The organism is Salaquimonas pukyongi (genome assembly GCF_001953055.1).
Classification (GTDB): Bacteria; Pseudomonadota; Alphaproteobacteria; order Rhizobiales; family Rhizobiaceae; genus Salaquimonas; species Salaquimonas pukyongi.
In genome coordinates this window covers 1,978,936-1,996,160 of record NZ_CP019044.1, presented here as the reverse complement: position 1 = coordinate 1,996,160, position 17,225 = coordinate 1,978,936, and the positions used below count along the sequence as shown (strand labels likewise).

Sequence of the window (17,225 nt, the reverse complement as noted above, 5' to 3'; positions counted from 1 at the left end):
AACGATCAGCCTGATTCCACTTATTGCGGCAAGCTGTTGTAAACAGCGCAGTTTTGCATTTGCCTGTTGCCGCCGTGATGGTCAGAATAGCGCTTCAAATGGCGAGTGGGACTACATTGCATGGAAAGCGCAGACCGGGAAAAACATACCATCGGGCTTGCCGGTGTCGGATTGATGGGTCTGGGAATTGCCACCAATCTGGTGGCAAAGGGCTGGCGGCTGGTCTTTCTCGATCATCCCGGAAACCAGAAGGTGAACGGCCTGCTTGGGGCCGGCGCACAGAAGGCCGAGAGCGGCGCGGGACTTGCCGCTCAATGCGACGTCATCCTGCTGTGCGTTACCGGTTCGCCCCAGGTGGAGGATATCCTTTCCCGCAAGGACGGCATTCTGGCCGGGATGAAACCGGATATGGTGATCATCGATTGCTCCACTGCCATTCCCTCCTCAACACGCCGTCTGGCGCAATTGGTTGCACAAAAGGGCGGTGCCTTTATTGACGCGCCGATGACCCGCACGCCCAAGGAGGCCATGGAAGGCAGGCTCAACCTGATTTGCGGCGGCGAGGAAGCGGTGTTTGCCGCCATGGTGCCGCTGCTTGAAAGCTTTGCCGAAAACGTCACCCATGTGGGCGGCATTGGCGCCGGCCATACCATGAAGCTGTTGCACAATTACGTCTCGCTGGGATTTACCGCCGTGCTGGCGGAGGCTTCAGCCAGTGCGCAGCGTGCAGGCATTGCGCCCGAACGCTTCGTGGAAGTACTGGCAAAGGGCGGGGGAAACAGTGTCGTTCTCGACCGGCTCTCGCCCTATCTTGTTGACGGCGATGTTTCCGGCCTTAAATTCTCTGTTGCCAATGCGGGAAAGGATATCGGCTATTACGTGCAGATGGCAGATGACCTTGGCGCGCAGAAACAGGCTGCCGAAGCCATTTTGAAACTGCTTGAAGGTGAAATCGAAGCTGGCCACGGTGAGCGCATGTTGCCGGAACTGGTGCGGCTGCTCAACAAGCCTTGAACGCAAAATGCCGCCCTTGACCTTCCAGTTGCTGTAAGCGCTATCGAACACTTGGGAAAGGAGGCTCCATGAACATCGGAAAAGCCAGTGCGCTTAGTGGGCTGCCGCCAAAGACCATCCGTTATTATGAGGATATCGGCCTGGTGCACCCTGATCGCGGCGAGAACAATTATCGCGACTACTCCCCAAAACACATTTCAAAGCTGCAGTTTGTGCAGCGGGCGCGCAGCCTCGGTTTTTCGATCGGGGAGTGCCGGCAATTGCTGGCGCTGTATGAGGACCACAACCGGGCCAGTGCCGATGTGAAGGCGATTGCCAGCGCCAAGATCGAGGCGATTGAGCAGAAAATCGCTGAACTGAAGGCGATGCAGATGACGCTTGCCCATCTTGTGGAGCACTGTCATGGCGACGACCGGCCGGATTGCCCGATCCTGGAGGACCTTGCGGGGGAAGCCGACATTGCAGGGTCAAGGAGGTTCTCATGAGCGCATTTGATGCCCGTAAAATGGTTGTCGCTGCAGCAGTAATCGGTGTTGCAGCAGCAGGATACTGGCTGACCCGGCCGGGCGGAAACGAAACCGGCGGCACGGGGGCACCCCTTGTCAGGGTGACGGTGCCTGAGCTTGACGGTGCAGCAGCCCGGGGTGAGGCGGCCTTCAACGGCAATTGCGCAACCTGCCACGGCAAGAATGCTGCGGGTAATGACGGCAAGGGGCCACCGCTGGTGCATGTGATCTATGAACCGAACCATCACTCTGATGGCGCATTTTTCCATGCTGCTGCCAATGGCGTGCGGTCTCATCATTGGCGGTTTGGTAACATGCCGCCGGTAGAAGGTGTCAGCGAAGACGAGGTTCGCGACATCGTTGCCTATGTCCGCACCTTGCAGCGCGCCAACGGTATCCATTGAGCAGAAAAGGGAAGTTGATCTTGAAAAGGACACTGGCAGCACTTGTGCTTGCTGTTGCCCTCGGCGGGGCGGCTTTTGCCCACCAGGGCGCCACGGGGATTGTCAAGCAGCGCATGGACGCCATGACGGCCATGAAGGATGCGATGGCGGTTGTGGGGCGCATGTTGAAAGGTGAAAGCGCCTTCGAACCTGCCAAGGCAGGCAAGGCTGCAGACGCCATTGCCGGACATGCAATCGAGATGAAAACGCTGTTTCCCGATACGCCGGAAAGCCGGCAGGCAATGAGCGAAGCCACACCCCTGGTATGGGAAGAAGCGCAACGTTTTAACGACCTTGCCGATGAATTGGCAGCTGCTGCACGCCAGCTCTCACAGGTGGCGCATGCAGGCGATGAGGCTGTGCTGTCAAACCGGTTTCGGGCCGTGGGCAAGGCGTGTTCTGCCTGTCACCAGGATTTCCGGCAGAAAAAGAACTGAGCTTGCAGAGGTCCTGATCCTAGAGCGTGTCCGGCTTAAATGGAATCGTTTGAGCGCCGGGAGTTTGGTCTTCGGCAAGGAGGAAAATGCGACGCAGTGCAGGCACTGTCAGTATTTTCCGACGCTGCCCGAAGGGCAGGGAACCAGGTTCAAACGATTGCAGAAAACCCGATACATTCATGATGTTAAGTGCCCGGCTGTGGTGTCTTTTGCGTTCTGGCTTCGTCGAAATCCTCGCGAGGTGGCAAGGCACCGCGCTGCGGTGTTCTCCTTGCCGGAAACGAAAAATCCATCCATGCAAACTGCTTTAATTTAAACCGGACACGCTCTAGAATGCCTTGAAGGTCAGCGTGGTCAGCGAGCGGCTGATGCCCGGAATGTCCAGAACGTTGTCGTTGATGAACTTGCCGATGTCCTTGCCGTCCTCGATGTAGAGTTTCATCAGCAGATCGTAGTCGCCGCTTGTCGAATAGAGTTCGGAAGCGACCTCACGCTTGTAAAGTTCGTCGGCAACCCGGTAGGTTTCGCCGGGTTTGCACCTGATCTGGACAAAGACGCATTTCATCTGGGACTCCGGTGTTTACTGCTGCTGATTGTATTGCTGCCCGGTGCGTTCGGGAATCAGCCCGCGTGGTGAGAACCTTAGCACAAGCAGCAAAATCAGGCCCATGACGATCAGGCGCATGTGTGCAGCGCTGTCGATGAGATGCAGGCGCAGGGGATTGTCGGGCGCCATGCCGGCGGTCAGGCTGTCCATCAGCCAGATGCCGATAGGCTCGGCCTCGATCCAGAAGAACCAGATGACAAACCCGCCGAGCACAGCGCCCCAATTGTTGCCTGAGCCGCCAACAATCACCATTACCCAGATAAGAAAGGTAAAGCGCAGCGGCTGGTAGGAAGCGGGCGTGAACTGGCCGTCCAGCGTCGTCAGCATGGCACCGGCAATGCCGATGACGGCAGAACCCAGCACGAAGACCTGCAGGTGGCGGCGGGTGATGTCCTTGCCCATGGCATTGGCCGAAATCTCGTTATCGCGAATGGCGCGCATCATCCGGCCCCAGGGCGAATTCAGCGCCTTCTCCGAAAGATACAAAATGACCAGCAACACGATGGTGAACAAAATTGCATAGCAGAGCTTGACGAAAATCGAGGAGAAGTCGACCGGGCTCATGCCAAGGCTGGCAGACAGGTTAAGAAACCATTCGGCCTGCTGCAGATCAACTTCATAGGGGACAGGGCGGGGAAGGCCGATGACGTTTTTAACGCCTCTGGTAAGCCAGTCCTCGTTCTTCAGCATGGCGATGATGATTTCGGAAATGCCCAGGGTGGCAATCGCCAGATAGTCGGAACGAAGCCCCAGTGAAATCTTGCCGATGATCCAGGCGATGCCGGCTGCTGCCAGGCCGCCAATTGCCCAGGAAATAATGATGGGTATGCCAAGGCCGCCAAGAAAACCCGTCGCTGCCGGATTGACGGATTCAATGGCGTCGACGGCGGGATCGTAGGCAATGCGAATGATGAAATAGCCGGCCAGAATAATGGCGGATATGGTCCACATCCGGGCCTGGCCCTTGCGCATGAAACGATAGGCCGCATAGCAGGCCGCGGCGATAATGGCGGCCAGCAGGCCGGAAACCAGAATGCCGGCGCCCCCGGCAGCCCAGGCTTCGGCGACCGGCGGATAGGAAACGAGCACTGCCATCAGGCCCCCGACGGCGGCAAAGCCCATGACACCGACATTGAACAGGCCGGCATATCCCCACTGGATGTTGACGCCGAGCGACATGATGGCGGAGATCAGGCACAGATTGAGGATCGCCAGGGCCAGGGACCAGCCCTGCACAAAGCCGACCGCCAGGAAAAGCAGGGCCATGACAGCGAATGACAGATAGGCACGCGTGGTCTCGGTCATAGGGTTTTTCCGCTGAACAGGCCTGTCGGTTTAACAAGCAGCACAACAACAAGGATGACGAAGGAGACGGCAAACTTGTAGTCGGTGGACAAAAGCTGTGCCAGCCCGTCCGGCACCAGGGCGGGCGGCAGGGTGTAGGAGAGGAACTTCTTGTAGGCAAAGGTGACGGCGATCTCGGAGAAGGCTACCACAAAGCCTCCGGCAATGGCGCCGACCGGATTGCCGACGCCGCCGACAATTGCCGCCGCGAAGATCGGCAACAGCAATTGCAGAAAGGTGAAGGGCTTGTAGGACTTGTCGAGGCCGTAAAGGGTTCCGGCAATGGTGGCGAGCGCTGCAGTGAGGATCCAGGCAATGCGTACCACCCGGTCGGGATCGATGCCGGAAAGCAATGCCAGATCCTCGTTGTCGGAATAGGCGCGCATGGATTTTCCGGTGCGGGTGCGGTTCAAGAACCAGAACAGCGCTGCAACGACCACGACGGCGGTCAGCACGGTGATCAGCACTGTCGAACGCAGGGCAAGCCCCTCGGCAAGGCCCGACCATTCCTTGAATTCGCGGGCAGTGAAGATGAAGCGCTCGCCATCGGCAAAGCGGCGGTCGTCAGGCCCGATGATAAAGCGCACAATACCGTTCATCACGAACATCACGCCGACAGAGGCAATCAGGAAGATGACGGGGGCAGCCTTCTGCTTGCGATAGTAGCTGTAGACCAGCTTGTCGGTTGCGAGGACGACGGCGGCAGTAACGGCAATGCCGGCAGGCAGCGCCAGCAGCGCTGTGGGCAGCGGGCCGAGGCTGACGCCCCAGGATTGCAGTGCCCAGGTGAACAGGATGCAGGCCATGGCACCAAAGGACATGGTTTCCCCATGGCCGAAATTGGAAAAGCGCAGCACGCCGTAAATCAGGGTGACGCCCAGCGCGCCAAGGGCCAGCTGGCTGCCATAGGCCAGCGCCGGAAAGACCAGGAAGTTGAGCAACAGGACGATTGCGTTGAGAAGGCTTTCCACTTCCATCACCCTCCCAGGAACGATTTGCGGACTTGCGGATTGGCCATCAGCGCCTCGCCGGTATCGGTATATCGGTTTTCGCCCTGGACCAGCACATAGCCCTTGTCGGCAATGTTGAGTGCCTGTTTGGCGTTCTGCTCAACCATCAGGATCGCAATGCCGGTACGCGCGATCTCGATGATGCGGTCGAAAAGCTCGTCCATGACGATGGGAGAAACGCCGGCAGTGGGCTCATCGAGCATCAGCACTTTTGGCTGTGTCATGAGGGCACGGCCGACAGCAACCTGCTGGCGCTGGCCGCCGGAGAGTTCTCCTGCCGGCTGATGGCGTTTTTCCTTCAAGACGGGAAACAGGTCATAGACCTGGTGCATGGTTTTGGAGATGTCGTCCTGCCGGATGAAAGCGCCCATTTCCAGGTTTTCCTCCACCGACATGGAGGTGAAGACGTTGCTGGTCTGGGGAACGAAGCCCATGCCCTTGTAGACGCGGGCCTGCGGGGACAGGGCGGTAATTTCCTCGCCATCCATCATCACGCGGCCCTCTCGCAGGTTCAGCATGCCGAAGACGGCCTTCATGGCAGTGGACTTGCCGGCGCCATTGGGGCCGACAATGACGGCAATCTCGCCCTTTTCCACACCAATGGTGCAGTTGTGGAGAATGTCCGCCCCGCCATAGCCACCGGTCATGTTCTCGCCGATCAGGAAACTCATGCTGTCCGTTTCCTCCCGGATTTCCTTTTCGCCGGTTTCTTGCCGCCGGCTGCCTTTTTGGCGCCGGGCTTGTTCTTCAGGCCGCGGCCGAGATAAGCCTCGATCACTTCCTCGTTTTCCATGATGTGGGCGGCAGGACCTTCGGCAAGCTTGCGCCCTTCCGCCATTACGATCACCGGATCACAGAGATCGGAGATGAAATCCATGTCGTGTTCGATCATGCAGAACGTGTAGCCGCGCTCCTTGTTGAGGCGCTTGATGGCGCCGCCAATGGTCTTAAGCAGGGTGCGGTTAACGCCGGCGCCGACCTCGTCGAGGAAAACGATTTTGGCATCGACCATCATGGTGCGGCCAAGCTCGAGCAGTTTCTTCTGGCCGCCGGAAAGGTTTCCGGCCAGTTCGTCGGCGACTTGGCCAATTTCCAGAAACTCGATGACATCGTTTGCGCGGTCGCGAATTTCGGCTTCCTGCCGCTGCACCTTGCCGGGCCGGAACCAGGCATCGATCAGGCTTTCGCCGGCCTGTGCGGGCGGGACCATCATCAGATTGTCGCGCACGGTCAGGGTGGAGAATTCATGGGCAATCTGGAAGGTGCGCAACAAGCCCTTGTGAAAGAGTTCGTGGGGTTCGAGCCCGGTGATCTCTTCACCGTCAAGATAGACATGGCCGCCGGTGGGCTTGTGAACCCCCGCAATGACGTTGAACAGAGTGGTCTTGCCAGCGCCATTGGGGCCGATCAGGCCAGTGATCGAGCCGGTGGCGATCTCAAGGGATACGCCGTCCACGGCATGAATGCCGCCAAACTGCTTGAAGAGGTTTTCTACACGGATCAAGCCCGTCCTCCGTGTCTGCTTTCGGTGGGCAACACCATCACGGATTGCAAGAATGGCCCGGGCAGTGCCGGGCCATTCTGTTTTCGTGAGGTTTCAGGGGCGCAAGCGCTTAACGAAACTTGATCGTTTCGTACTTGCCTTCCTTGACCTCGTATTCGCGATAGGTGCCGGCTGCCTCGCCGGGGCCGATCAGTTCCACATTGGTGGCGCCGACATAATCGACATCGCCGCCATTCTTGAGGATTTCGAGCGCCTTGCCGAGTTCGCCGGGCAGGATTTTCTCACCCGGTGCGTTGGCAACGTCCATCACGTGAGCCTTGGCAGCTTCGCTGGTTGCCGCGCCGCCCTTCTGCATTGCGAGCAGGATCAGTGCGGCTGCATCGTAGGACTCACGGGTAAAGGAAGAATCCGGGTTCTTGCCGGCGTCTTTCATCAGCTTGACGAAGGCGTCGGCGCCTTCACCTTCCGACCACGGAACGGAACCGATGGTACCATTCATGCCCTCGCCGATATCTTCCAGCAGCTTGTCTCCATACATGCCGTCGCCCATTGCGAAGGTATCGAAGGCACCGGAGTCCAGCGCGCCGCGAATGATGCCCTTGCCGCCCTGGTCGGAATAGCCGAGCACGACGAGGAGGTCGCCGCCGGCCTGTGCCAGTGCGCCGACTTCAGCGGAATAGTCGCCTTTGCCGTCTTCATGCGGGGCGTTGATGGTGATGCTGCCGCCCATTCCCTCAAAGCTGGAAATGAAGGCATCGGAAAGGCCCTTGCCGTAGTCGTTGTTGGTGTAGGTTACAGCAACGGACTTGATGCCCTTGTCTTTCAAAATGCTTGCCAGCACTTCGCCCTGACGGGCATCCGACGGCGCGGTGCGGAAGAACAGGCCATCGTCCTCTGCGGTCGAAAGCGCCGGAGAGGTGGCAGACGGTGAAATCATCACCACGCCGTTGGCGCGGGCAACGTTGGCGAGAATTGCGCCGGTCACGCCCGAGCAGTCTGCGCCCATGATGGCGGCAATCTTGTCGGAAGTGATCAGGCGTTCTGCGGCAGCCTGTGCGGCGGCGGAGTCGATACAGGTGGAGTCGGCGCGAACCGATTCAACCTTGACGCCATCCAGCAACATGCCGCTGTCGGAAACTTCCTGCATGGCAAGCTCTGCGCCATCGGCCATGTGTGGTGTCAGCGATTCGATCGGTCCGGTAAAGCCGAGGATCACGCCGATCTTGACGGGTGAGTGGCCGGCGGCAATCGCAGAGCCGGCCAGCATGGTTGAGGCGGCGAGCGCCAATAGCAACTTTTTCATGTATACCTCCCAAGGTACTTCAATTTACTGCTTACATCGGCAGGGCATCCCGGCCCCGCCTCCTACGGTATGTCCGTGGCAGATCATTATTATCCCTTGGTTCCACGGTCAACGGTTGTTTGCCCGGTGTCACGTAATTGGTAAACCGCAAATCGCCGGCTCAATCGGGCGTATGGCCGGTCAGTAGGGCAGGCCGGCATAGTTTTCGGCGAAGACTTTGCGGGCTGATTCATTTTCTTTCAGAAAGGCAATTTCGGAACGCTGGATGCGCAAATCGAATTCCGTCTGCTCGGGAAACCGGTGCAGCAGCATCGTCATCCACCAGCTGAAGCGTTCTGCTTTCCAGATCCGTGCGAGCGCTTTGTCCGAATAGGCCTGAAGGCCTTCCGGCGACTTTTCAAGGTAGTGCTCGCACAGGGCGTTGTAGAGGTAGTGGACGTCGGAGGCAGCCGTGTTGAGGCCCTTGGCGCCGGTTGGGGGAACAATATGGGCGGCATCGCCGCATAAATACAGTCGGCCCCATTGCATCGGCTCGGTTACGAATGAGCGAAGGGGTGCTATCGATTTCTCGATCGAGGGGCCGGTTACAAGGCGCTCGGCCTGTTCGCCGGGCAGGCGGCGCTTCAACTCGTCCCAGAAGGCGGCATCGCTCCAGTCATCGGGATGATCGGACAGGGCGCACTGAATGTAATACCGGCTCAATTGCTGATTGCGCATGGAACAAAGCGCAAAGCCGCGCTGAGAACAGGAATAGATCAGTTCATCGTCCACCGGCGGCGTTTGCGAGAGAATGCCCAGCCAGCCAAAGGGATAGACTTTCTCGTATTCCCGGCGCACTTCAAGCGGTATCGTTTTGCGGCTGATGCCGTGAAAGCCGTCACAGCCGGCGATAAAGTCGCAATCGATGCGCCTGGGCTGGCCATCGCTGGTGAAGGTCAGATACGGTTTGTCGGTGTTTGCGTCATGAATTTGAGCATCCCCGATCTCGTAGAGGATTTTGCCGTCTGCGGCCTCGCGTGCCTCGTAAAGATCGCGGGTTAACTCGGTCTGGCCATAAACGACGACGGATCTGCCGGCGCTTTCCTGAAACGAGACGTGGAACATGTCCTGGTCGAGTGCGATGTGGGTGCCGTCATGGATCAGGCACTCCCGATCGAGGCGTTCTGCCACCCCCGCCTCGCGCATCAGGTCGATGAAACCGGTTTCCAAAATGCCGGCGCGAATGCGCGAGAGCACATATTCCCTGGTCTTGCGCTCCAGAACGATCGTGTCGACGCCCTTGCGGTGCAAGAGTTGCGACAAAAGCAGGCCAGAAGGGCCGCCGCCGACAATAGCAACCTGGGTGCGCATCCGATCCATCCTTCCGTTGCGGCTTGTTTAAGAGTTCATGACCTGGCCGGGGCAGATAAAACATCGCCGGATTCCAATTTGCAAACCTGGCGCAGTTTGTGGACCCATCACCCATGATGCGCCAAGATTGCGTTGCGGACCCTTGCAACTATATCAGCTTCTGTTTATATAAACATTGATGAATGCACTACGGGAAGCAGGCACCATCATCCCATAGTTGGCGGGAGGCCCTTGTCCCGCCCTGCCAGAAAGAGGTTTTATCCCATGACGCAATATCCTGTCGACATGACGGTCAAACCCGAGGTTGAGGCTTTTTTCGATCCGGCGACCAACACGATTTCCTATGTGGTGAAAGACCCTTCGAGCAATTCCTGTGCGGTGATCGATTCGGTGATGGATATCGACTATGCCGCTGGCCGGCTGACCTATGAAAATGCCGATGCGATCATTGAATATATCAAGCGGCGCGACCTCAAGCCGGAATGGATCATCGAGACCCATGTGCATGCCGACCATCTTTCGGCCGCCCCGTATATCCAGGAAAAGCTCGGCGGAAAAATCGGAATTGGCGACCAGATCCTGGTTGTCCAGGATACTTTCGGCAAAATTTTCAACGAAGGGACCGAGTTCCAGCGCGACGGTTCGCAGTTCGATGCCCTGTTCAAGGACGGTGATACCTACACCATCGGCAGCATGCCGGCCTTCGTCATCTATACGCCTGGCCACACGCCGGCCTGCATGACCCATGTCATGGGCAATGCGGCCTTTGTTGGCGACACGCTGTTCATGCCCGATGGAGGTTCGGCACGGGCCGATTTTCCGGGCGGCGATGCCGGCGTGCTCTATGACTCAATCCAGAAGCTTCTGGCGCTGCCGGACGATATGCGCCTGTTCATGTGCCACGATTACGGGCCGAACGGGCGCGATATCAAATGGGAAACCTCGGTGGGCGAGGAGAAGGCACACAACATTCACGTTGGGGGCGGCAAGAGCCGCGAGGATTTCATCCGCTTTCGCACCGAACGCGATGCGCAACTCGACATGCCCAAGCTGATCCTTCCTTCGCTGCAGGTCAACATGCGGGCGGGGAACGTGCCGACGGACCCCGACGGCAAGCCGATGCTCAAGGTGCCCATCAACCGGATCTGACAGGGTGCCAGGGTGGCGGGTGCGCAAGGGTTGCGGGGGCACCAGAGCATCCGGGCGCCGGTTTCGCCACCTGGCCGGTTTGCTGGAAATCAACCAGCGGTACTAACAATTCGTATCATCCGGCCATGTGATGGCGTGACCGCTGAATAGTGTTTTTCTGCAAGCGGATAAAACCAATGCCGGAACTTCTGCGCCGATATCTGCCCATTCTTCAATGGGGCAGGACATATGACCGCCAGCAGGCCGGAAGCGACTTGCTGGCTGCGGTTATCGTAACCATCATGCTGGTGCCCCAGTCGCTGGCCTATGCGCTGCTGGCAGGCCTGCCGGCGGAAATGGGGATATATGCTTCCATCGTGCCGATCCTGCTCTATGCGGTGTTCGGCACCAGCAAGGCGCTTGCCGTGGGGCCGGTTGCCGTCGTCTCGCTGATGACGGCGGCTGCCATCGGAAAGATTGCCGTGCCCGGCTCGGCAGAATACATCGCCGCCGCCATCACGCTCGCCTTTCTGTCCGGTCTGATGCTGATGGCGCTCGGGCTGTTGCAGCTGGGTTTTCTTGCCAACTTCCTGTCCCATCCGGTGATTGCCGGTTTCATCACCGCATCCGGGATCATCATCGCCACCAGCCAGTTGAAGCATGTGCTTGGCGTTCCGGCGGAAGGGCACAATCTGTATGAGCTTGCCGGTTCATTGTTGACCCATTCAGGCGGCCTCAATCCCCATACCTTCCTCATCGGGGCTATTTCGGCAGGGTTCCTGTTCTGGGTGCGCAAGGGATTAAAGCCCTTGTTGACCGGGTGGGGCATCCCGGCCCGGCTGGCCGATGTGATGGCCAAGGCCGGCCCTGTCGGTGCTGTGGCGCTCACCATCCTGGCAGCCTGGTGGTTTGATCTGGGTTCGAAAGGCGTTGCGCTGGTCGGCGATGTCCCGCAGGGACTGCCACCGCTTACCATGCCGGTTTTTTCCTTCGACATGTGGCTCGCCCTTGCCGGCTCCGCCATGCTGATCTCGGTGATCGGGTTCGTTGAATCGGTGTCCGTTGCCCAAACCCTTGCCGCCAGGAGGCGCCAGCGCATCGATCCCGACCAGGAGCTGATCGGCCTTGGGGCGGCCAATGTGGGCGCAGCGTTCAGTGGTGGTTATCCGGTAACCGGCGGCTTTGCCCGCTCGGTGGTCAATTTTGATGCAGGTGCGGCAACGCCTGCTGCCGGGGCCTTTACCGCGGTTGGGCTGGCATTTGCCTCGCTGACGCTGACGCCTCTGTTATACTTCCTGCCCAAGGCGACACTGGCTGCGACCATCATCGTCGCGGTGCTGTCGCTGGTTGATTTTTCCATTCTGAAAAAGACCTGGATTTACTCGAAGGCGGATTTTCTTGCCGTTGCCTCGACCATCTTGATCACGCTTGGGTTTGGCGTTGAGGCGGGGGTGACAACGGGTGTGCTGGTTTCAATCCTGATTCATCTCTACAAGTCATCGCGGCCGCACATGGCGGTCGTCGGTCAGGTGCCGGGTACCGAATATTACCGCAATGTGCTGCGCCACAAGGTCATTACCGATGAGCACATTCTGACGGTTCGGGTAGACGAGAGCCTGTATTTTGCCAATGCACGCTATCTGGAAGATGCGATCTACGATCTGGCCTCCCGCCGGCCGAAGCTGAAACACGTTATTCTCATGGCGCCAGCGATCAATGCCATCGACATGAGCGCGCTGGAATCGCTGGAAGCGATCAACGAGCGGCTCAAGGCCGGCGGGGTTACGTTCCACATGAGCGAAGTCAAGGGCCCGGTGATGGACCGGCTGAAGCGCACCGACTTTCTCGATGAATTGACCGGCAAGGTATTCCTGAGTCAGCATCAGGCGGTGAGCGAACTGGCCGGAAAACCACGCAGGGGCGGTGCAGCAAAATCAAAACCCGTTGGATGAGCTAGGCGATTACTTCGAAACGGTCGACATCGATCAGGCCGTGATCGGTAATCTTCAGATGCGGAATGACCGGCAGGGCGAGGAAGGCCAGTTGCAGGAAGGGTTCTTCCAGTGTGACGCCGAGATCGCGTGCCGCCTTGCGCAGGACAACAAGTTCATCGCGAACCTCCTCAAAGGGTTTCAGGCTCATCAGCCCGGCGACGGGCAGGGCGACTTCGGCCAGTATTGCGCCATCAAGCACGACGACGAAACCGCCCTCGATTTCACCCAGCCGGTTGGCGGCAACCGCCATGTCGGTTTCGCTTACCCCGACCACGGCAATGTTGTGATGGTCGTGACAGACGGTGGAGGCAATCGCACCGCGCTTCATCTCAAAACCGCGCACGAAACCGGTGGCGATGTTGCCGTTTTTGCCATGGCGCTCGATGACGGCAATCTTGGCAAGATCGCGGCCTGGATGGGCAAGCTTGTGGCCGCCGGATACTTCAATATCCTCGAGCAGATGCCGGGTGATGATCTTGCCGGGCTCGATGCCGATGACATGGGTTTCAGCCTTGTTGGCCGGAGCATGGAAATGGTCGGCTGAAACCTGAGGCGCGTTGACGGAGTTGCGCGCTACCGGAGGGATCGTTTTTCTTGATGCAAACAAAGCCTCATTGACGGGTCTTCCTGCTGCCAGCACCGTTTTCGCGTTGCAGTCTTCCAGAGTGTCGAGGATGACGATGTCGGCGCGCCAGCCTGGGGCGATGAGGCCGCGATCTTTCAGTCCGAAGGCACGGGCAGCGGAGATCGAGGCTGCGCGATACACGGCGAGCGGCTCGGCGCCCCGGTCAATCGCATGACGGATCATGTAGTCGAGATGGCCGTGTTCGGCGATGTCGAGAGGATTGCGGTCGTCGGTGCAAAGGGCAAGGAAGGGCGAATTGCGCTCGGTGATGATCGGCAGCAGGGCGTCAAGATCCTTGGAGACCGATCCTTCGCGCACAAGGATGTGCATGCCCTTGGAGAGTTTTTCCAGCGCCTCTTCGGCAGAGGTGGTTTCGTGGTCCGTGCGAATGCCGGCTGCGCAATAGCCGTTGATGTCATATCCGCGCACCAGGGGCGCATGGCCATCGATATGGCGGTTCTGAAATGCTTCCAGCTTGGCAAGAATGCCGGGATCGCCATTGAGCACGCCGGGATAATTCATGACCTCCGCCAGGCCGATCACCTTGGGATGGTCGATGAAGGGGAGCAGGTCGCCGATTTCAAGGGTTGCGCCTGCTGTCTCCATCGTGGTGGAGGGAACGCAGCTTGAAAGCTGCACCCGCAGATCGATCACGGTGCGAAGGGCTGCCTCAAGGAAGTACTCAATGCCGCTGATGCCCGTGACATTGGCAATCTCGTGCGGGTCGCAAATTGCTGTGGTGATGCCGCGCGGCGTGACGCAGCGGTCGAATTCGAACGGCGTGACGCAGGAAGACTCCACATGCAGGTGGGTGTCGATGAAACCGGGAACGGCAATCTTTCCGGAAATGTCGATTTCCTGTTTGCCGTCATAGTCCGCGCAGGTGCCGGTGATGCGGTCGCCGCTGATGGCAATATTGCCGTCAATCAGTCTGCCGGAAACAAGATCGAAAAAGCGGCCGCCCTTTAAAACAAGGTCTGCTGGTTCGGCGCCTTTGCCCTGTGCGATGGCGCTGGCAAGCTGTTGCCTGTTCATGATGTCTCCGGCTTGAAATGAGGGGTGGACATTCCTGTTTATCTGCGGTCACTTGCCGTTGCAATGCGCCCGCCGTGCCATGTTGGGGGATTTGCCGCGGCCGCCATTGCATGTATCTGCGCATTTTTTCACGGATGTTTCATGACTGATTTTACAAAGACCAGACAGCAATTCCACTTGCCTGAAGGGCTGATCTATCTCGACGGCAATTCGCTTGGGCCAATGCCCGTTTGTGCACAGGCCGCCGCAAAGCGCGTCATCGCCGAGGAATGGAGCAAGATGCTGATCGGCGGCTGGAACAAGGCCGGCTGGATGCATCTGCCGATGCAGCTGGGTGACAGGATCGGCCGGCTGATCGGTGCTCCGGCCGGCAGCGTTGTTACCGGCGATACGCTTTCCATCAAGGTTTATCAGGCGCTCGCTTCGGCACTGGAACTGAACCCGGACCGGAAAACCGTGCTTTCCGACAACGGAAACTTTCCCACCGATCTCTACATGGCTGACGGTTTGCTCAAATCGTTGAATGGGGGGCACCAGTTGAAGGTGGTCGATCCCGAAGCGGTGGAAAGCCATATTGATGAAACCATTGCGGTGGTGATGCTGACGGAAGTTGATTACCGCAGCGGCCGTCTGCACGACATGGCGGCAATCACCGGCAAGGCGCATTCGGCAGGGGCCGTCATGATCTGGGACCTTGCGCATTCAGCCGGTGCCTTGCCGGTAGATCTGGCGGCCTCAAATGCCGAGTTTGCCATCGGCTGCACCTACAAATACCTCAATGGCGGGCCGGGCGCGCCGGCCTTCATCTATGTGCGGCCTGATCTGGCGGACAAGGTTCGTCCCGCACTTTCGGGCTGGCTTGGCCATGAAGCACCGTTTGCCTTCGATCTTGATTACCGGCCGGGCGCCGGCGTTGAGCGCATGCGCGTGGGTACGCCGCCAGTGATCCAGATGGCGGTTCTCGATGCCGCGCTGGGCGTTTGGGATGGTGTTGACATGGCGGACATACGGACGCGCTCCATCGAATTGTCGCAGCGTTTTATCGAACTGGTGGAAGCGGGAACGGACAAGGCGCAGCTTGCCAGCCCGCGCGATCCGGCGGCGCGGGGCTCACAGGTTTCCTTCCGGTTTGCGGAAGGCTATGCCGCCATGCAGGCACTGATCGCGCAAAACGTGGTGGGCGATTTCCGCGCGCCGGACATCATGCGTTTCGGGTTCTGCCCGCTTTACAACACGCTTGAAGATGTGGCGCAGGCAGCGGGTATCCTTTGCGAAATCATCGAGACCGGCAGTTGGGACAAGCCCGAATTCAGAAAACGGCAGGCCGTGACATGAGCGACTATGAAACCAGTTACGATCCGGCTGAGGAAGGTGCGCAAATGGCCTTTGACGGGCGGATGTCCTATGGCGACTATCTCAAGCTCGATGCGATCCTGCGGGCGCAAAAGCCGCTTTCCGATGCCCATGACGAAATGCTGTTCATCGTCCAGCACCAGACTTCAGAATTATGGATGCGGCTGGCAATCCACGAACTTTCCGCAGCCCGCACGGCCATAGCCGAAGATCGCCTGCAGCCGGCCTTGAAAATGCTTGCCCGCGTATCGCGTATCTTCGAGCAGCTGAATTCGGCCTGGGATGTGCTCAGAACCATGACGCCGAGCGATTATACCCGGTTTCGCGATGCCCTTGGCCAGTCTTCGGGGTTCCAGTCCTGGCAGTACCGGCTGATCGAGTTTGTTCTCGGCAACCGCAACCATGCGATGCTGCAGCCGCATGCCCATCGCGACGACATTCACACGCTGCTTGCTGCAGAGCTTGAAACCCCCAGCCTTTACGATGAGGTGCTGCGGTTTGCAGCGCGCGCAGGCATTGATGTGCCATCGGCGGTGCTGGAACGCGATGTATCCAAAACCCACCTTGCCGATGATGGCGTGATCGCAGCCTGGCGCGAGGTCTATGAAAATCCCGAAGCCAATTGGGAGCTTTATGAACTTGCCGAAAAGCTGGTGGATTTCGAGGACTATTTCCGCCGCTGGCGGTTCAACCATGTAACGACGGTCGAGCGGGTGATCGGGTTCAAGCGCGGTACGGGCGGCACTGGCGGGATCAGCTATCTCAAACGCATGCTGGCGGTGGAACTGTTTCCCGAACTGTGGCACGTGCGCACGGAGCTGTAAGCGGCATGGCAGCGAAGGAAACCATTCTCTTCATTCCCGGGCACATGTGTGACGAACGGTTGTTTGCGCCGCAGATCGCCGCGCTGAAGGGCCGCTATAACATCGTGGTTGCCGGTCTGAAGGCGGGCGAAGCTTTTGAAACCTATATCGACAATGCGCTGGAAGCTGTGGGGGATAACCGTTTCAACCTCGTCGGGCTTTCCATGGGCGGCATGCTGGCAGCGCAGATGGCAGCGCAACATCCCCGGCGTGTCCTTCGCCTTGCCCTGCTGAGTACCACGGTGGAGCCGGAAGTGCCGGAGCGGGCGCAAACCCGGCGAAAGCGAATCGAGCGGGCAAAAAAGGCAGGGCTGGAGACGATCGCCCGGGAGGAACTTGCACCGTCCTATCTTGCCGCGGCGCACAAAACCCGCACCGATCTGATTGATACCGTTGTGGCGATGGCGGTTGATCATGGCGTCGATGTCTTTGCTGCCCAGTCGGCGGCAATGACGGCGCGGCGCGACTGCCGCAATGATCTGCCAGGTTACAAGGGGCCGGTCCTGGTTCTGTGCGGAGAAGAAGACCGGCTGTTTTCGGTCGAAAAGCACAAGGACATCGCCGAACTGTTTGAACACAGCGAGCTTGTCATCCAATCAGCGATTGGTCACCTTCCAGTGCTGGAAGCCCCGGAAGCCACCAATGCCGCGCTTGAAACATGGCTTTCCCGGCGGGTTTGAGCGGTGGTTGCATCTTCTTTTTTATAGGT

The 17,225-nt window shown here is 58.8% G+C and carries 17 protein-coding genes; 9 read left to right on the top strand and 8 right to left on the bottom strand.

The features are described from left to right. Positions 1–120 precede the first annotated feature (120 nt). From BVL55_RS09645 to BVL55_RS09630, 4 genes are all read left to right on the top strand, one after another. Positions 121–1,014, top strand: coding sequence for an NAD(P)-dependent oxidoreductase (locus BVL55_RS09645; RefSeq protein ID WP_075996713.1), 894 nt, complete (start codon positions 121–123; stop codon positions 1,012–1,014). Positions 1,015–1,082: 68 nt separating this feature from the next. Then, positions 1,083–1,499: a Cu(I)-responsive transcriptional regulator gene (cueR, locus tag BVL55_RS09640; protein WP_075996712.1), complete on the top strand. Its 417-nt coding sequence runs from the start codon at positions 1,083–1,085 to the stop codon at positions 1,497–1,499. After that, the gene (locus BVL55_RS09635; protein ID WP_075996711.1) at positions 1,496–1,924 is read left to right on the top strand and encodes a c-type cytochrome; all 429 of its coding nucleotides are present in this window, start codon (positions 1,496–1,498) and stop codon (positions 1,922–1,924) included. Before cueR ends, BVL55_RS09635 begins: the two co-directional genes overlap by 4 nt. Positions 1,925–1,944: 20 nt before the next feature. Further along, the gene (locus BVL55_RS09630; RefSeq protein WP_156892499.1) at positions 1,945–2,400 is read left to right on the top strand and encodes a c-type cytochrome; all 456 of its coding nucleotides are present in this window, start codon (positions 1,945–1,947) and stop codon (positions 2,398–2,400) included. A gap of 328 nt (positions 2,401–2,728) precedes the next feature. Here BVL55_RS09630 and BVL55_RS09625 read toward each other — a convergent pair whose 3' ends face one another. The 7 genes from BVL55_RS09625 to pobA form a co-directional block, all read right to left on the bottom strand. After that, positions 2,729–2,965 (bottom strand): Lrp/AsnC ligand binding domain-containing protein, encoded by a 237-nt coding sequence (locus BVL55_RS09625; protein ID WP_075996709.1) that lies wholly within the window; start codon positions 2,963–2,965, stop codon positions 2,729–2,731. A 15-nt stretch (positions 2,966–2,980) separates the two neighbouring features. After that, positions 2,981–4,312 (bottom strand): branched-chain amino acid ABC transporter permease, encoded by a 1,332-nt coding sequence (locus BVL55_RS09620; RefSeq protein ID WP_075996708.1) that lies wholly within the window; start codon positions 4,310–4,312, stop codon positions 2,981–2,983. After that, entirely contained in the window at positions 4,309–5,322 is a 1,014-nt protein-coding gene (locus BVL55_RS09615) for a branched-chain amino acid ABC transporter permease (RefSeq protein ID WP_244530477.1), read from the bottom strand. The genes BVL55_RS09620 and BVL55_RS09615 overlap by 4 nt, the downstream gene beginning before the upstream one ends. A gap of 5 nt (positions 5,323–5,327) precedes the next feature. Next, positions 5,328–6,032: an ABC transporter ATP-binding protein gene (locus BVL55_RS09610; protein WP_075996706.1), complete on the bottom strand. Its 705-nt coding sequence runs from the start codon at positions 6,030–6,032 to the stop codon at positions 5,328–5,330. Further along, positions 6,029–6,865: an ABC transporter ATP-binding protein gene (locus BVL55_RS09605; RefSeq protein WP_075996705.1), complete on the bottom strand. Its 837-nt coding sequence runs from the start codon at positions 6,863–6,865 to the stop codon at positions 6,029–6,031. Before BVL55_RS09605 ends, BVL55_RS09610 begins: the two co-directional genes overlap by 4 nt. Positions 6,866–6,974: 109 nt before the next feature. After that, positions 6,975–8,168 (bottom strand): ABC transporter substrate-binding protein, encoded by a 1,194-nt coding sequence (locus BVL55_RS09600; protein WP_075996704.1) that lies wholly within the window; start codon positions 8,166–8,168, stop codon positions 6,975–6,977. Positions 8,169–8,348: 180 nt separating this feature from the next. Further along, positions 8,349–9,518, bottom strand: a complete 1,170-nt coding sequence (pobA, locus tag BVL55_RS09595; protein ID WP_075996703.1) for a 4-hydroxybenzoate 3-monooxygenase — start codon at positions 9,516–9,518, stop codon at positions 8,349–8,351. Between the two features lie 264 nt (positions 9,519–9,782). Between pobA and BVL55_RS09590 the strand changes: the two genes are divergently transcribed. After that, entirely contained in the window at positions 9,783–10,667 is an 885-nt protein-coding gene (locus tag BVL55_RS09590; protein ID WP_075996702.1) for an MBL fold metallo-hydrolase, read from the top strand. Positions 10,668–10,843: 176 nt separating this feature from the next. Beyond that, positions 10,844–12,598, top strand: coding sequence for a SulP family inorganic anion transporter (locus BVL55_RS09585; protein ID WP_075996701.1), 1,755 nt, complete (start codon positions 10,844–10,846; stop codon positions 12,596–12,598). Position 12,599: 1 nt separating this feature from the next. Here the strand turns inward: BVL55_RS09585 and ade are convergent, their stop codons facing one another. Further along, a complete protein-coding gene (gene ade, locus BVL55_RS09580; RefSeq protein ID WP_075996700.1) occupies positions 12,600–14,300 on the bottom strand; it encodes an adenine deaminase in 1,701 nt (566 codons plus the stop codon). 141 nt (positions 14,301–14,441) lie between these two features. Here ade and kynU point away from each other — a divergent pair, with 141 nt between their 5' ends. Genes kynU through BVL55_RS09565 form a run of 3 tightly spaced genes read left to right on the top strand, consistent with a single transcriptional unit; the run spans position 14,442 to position 17,196 of the window. After that, positions 14,442–15,635, top strand: a complete 1,194-nt coding sequence (kynU, locus tag BVL55_RS09575; protein WP_075998052.1) for a kynureninase — start codon at positions 14,442–14,444, stop codon at positions 15,633–15,635. Continuing rightward, positions 15,632–16,477 (top strand): tryptophan 2,3-dioxygenase, encoded by an 846-nt coding sequence (gene kynA / locus BVL55_RS09570; protein ID WP_075996699.1) that lies wholly within the window; start codon positions 15,632–15,634, stop codon positions 16,475–16,477. Before kynU ends, kynA begins: the two co-directional genes overlap by 4 nt. Before the next feature lie 5 nt (positions 16,478–16,482). Next, positions 16,483–17,196 (top strand): alpha/beta fold hydrolase, encoded by a 714-nt coding sequence (locus tag BVL55_RS09565; RefSeq protein WP_075996698.1) that lies wholly within the window; start codon positions 16,483–16,485, stop codon positions 17,194–17,196. Positions 17,197–17,225: the final 29 nt, after the last annotated feature.

Coding starts and splice junctions, on each gene's coding strand:
- BVL55_RS09645 (WP_075996713.1), top strand. CDS start 121: ATGGAAAGCGCAGACCGGGAAAAACATACCATCGGGCTTGCCGGTGTC.
- cueR (WP_075996712.1), top strand. CDS start 1,083: ATGAACATCGGAAAAGCCAGTGCGCTTAGTGGGCTGCCGCCAAAGACC.
- BVL55_RS09635 (WP_075996711.1), top strand. CDS start 1,496: ATGAGCGCATTTGATGCCCGTAAAATGGTTGTCGCTGCAGCAGTAATC.
- BVL55_RS09625 (WP_075996709.1), bottom strand. CDS start 2,965: ATGAAATGCGTCTTTGTCCAGATCAGGTGCAAACCCGGCGAAACCTAC.
- BVL55_RS09620 (WP_075996708.1), bottom strand. CDS start 4,312: ATGACCGAGACCACGCGTGCCTATCTGTCATTCGCTGTCATGGCCCTG.
- BVL55_RS09610 (WP_075996706.1), bottom strand. CDS start 6,032: ATGAGTTTCCTGATCGGCGAGAACATGACCGGTGGCTATGGCGGGGCG.
- BVL55_RS09600 (WP_075996704.1), bottom strand. CDS start 8,168: ATGAAAAAGTTGCTATTGGCGCTCGCCGCCTCAACCATGCTGGCCGGC.
- pobA (WP_075996703.1), bottom strand. CDS start 9,518: ATGCGCACCCAGGTTGCTATTGTCGGCGGCGGCCCTTCTGGCCTGCTT.
- BVL55_RS09590 (WP_075996702.1), top strand. CDS start 9,783: ATGACGCAATATCCTGTCGACATGACGGTCAAACCCGAGGTTGAGGCT.
- BVL55_RS09585 (WP_075996701.1), top strand. CDS start 10,844: ATGCCGGAACTTCTGCGCCGATATCTGCCCATTCTTCAATGGGGCAGG.
- ade (WP_075996700.1), bottom strand. CDS start 14,300: ATGAACAGGCAACAGCTTGCCAGCGCCATCGCACAGGGCAAAGGCGCC.
- kynU (WP_075998052.1), top strand. CDS start 14,442: ATGACTGATTTTACAAAGACCAGACAGCAATTCCACTTGCCTGAAGGG.
- kynA (WP_075996699.1), top strand. CDS start 15,632: ATGAGCGACTATGAAACCAGTTACGATCCGGCTGAGGAAGGTGCGCAA.
- BVL55_RS09565 (WP_075996698.1), top strand. CDS start 16,483: ATGGCAGCGAAGGAAACCATTCTCTTCATTCCCGGGCACATGTGTGAC.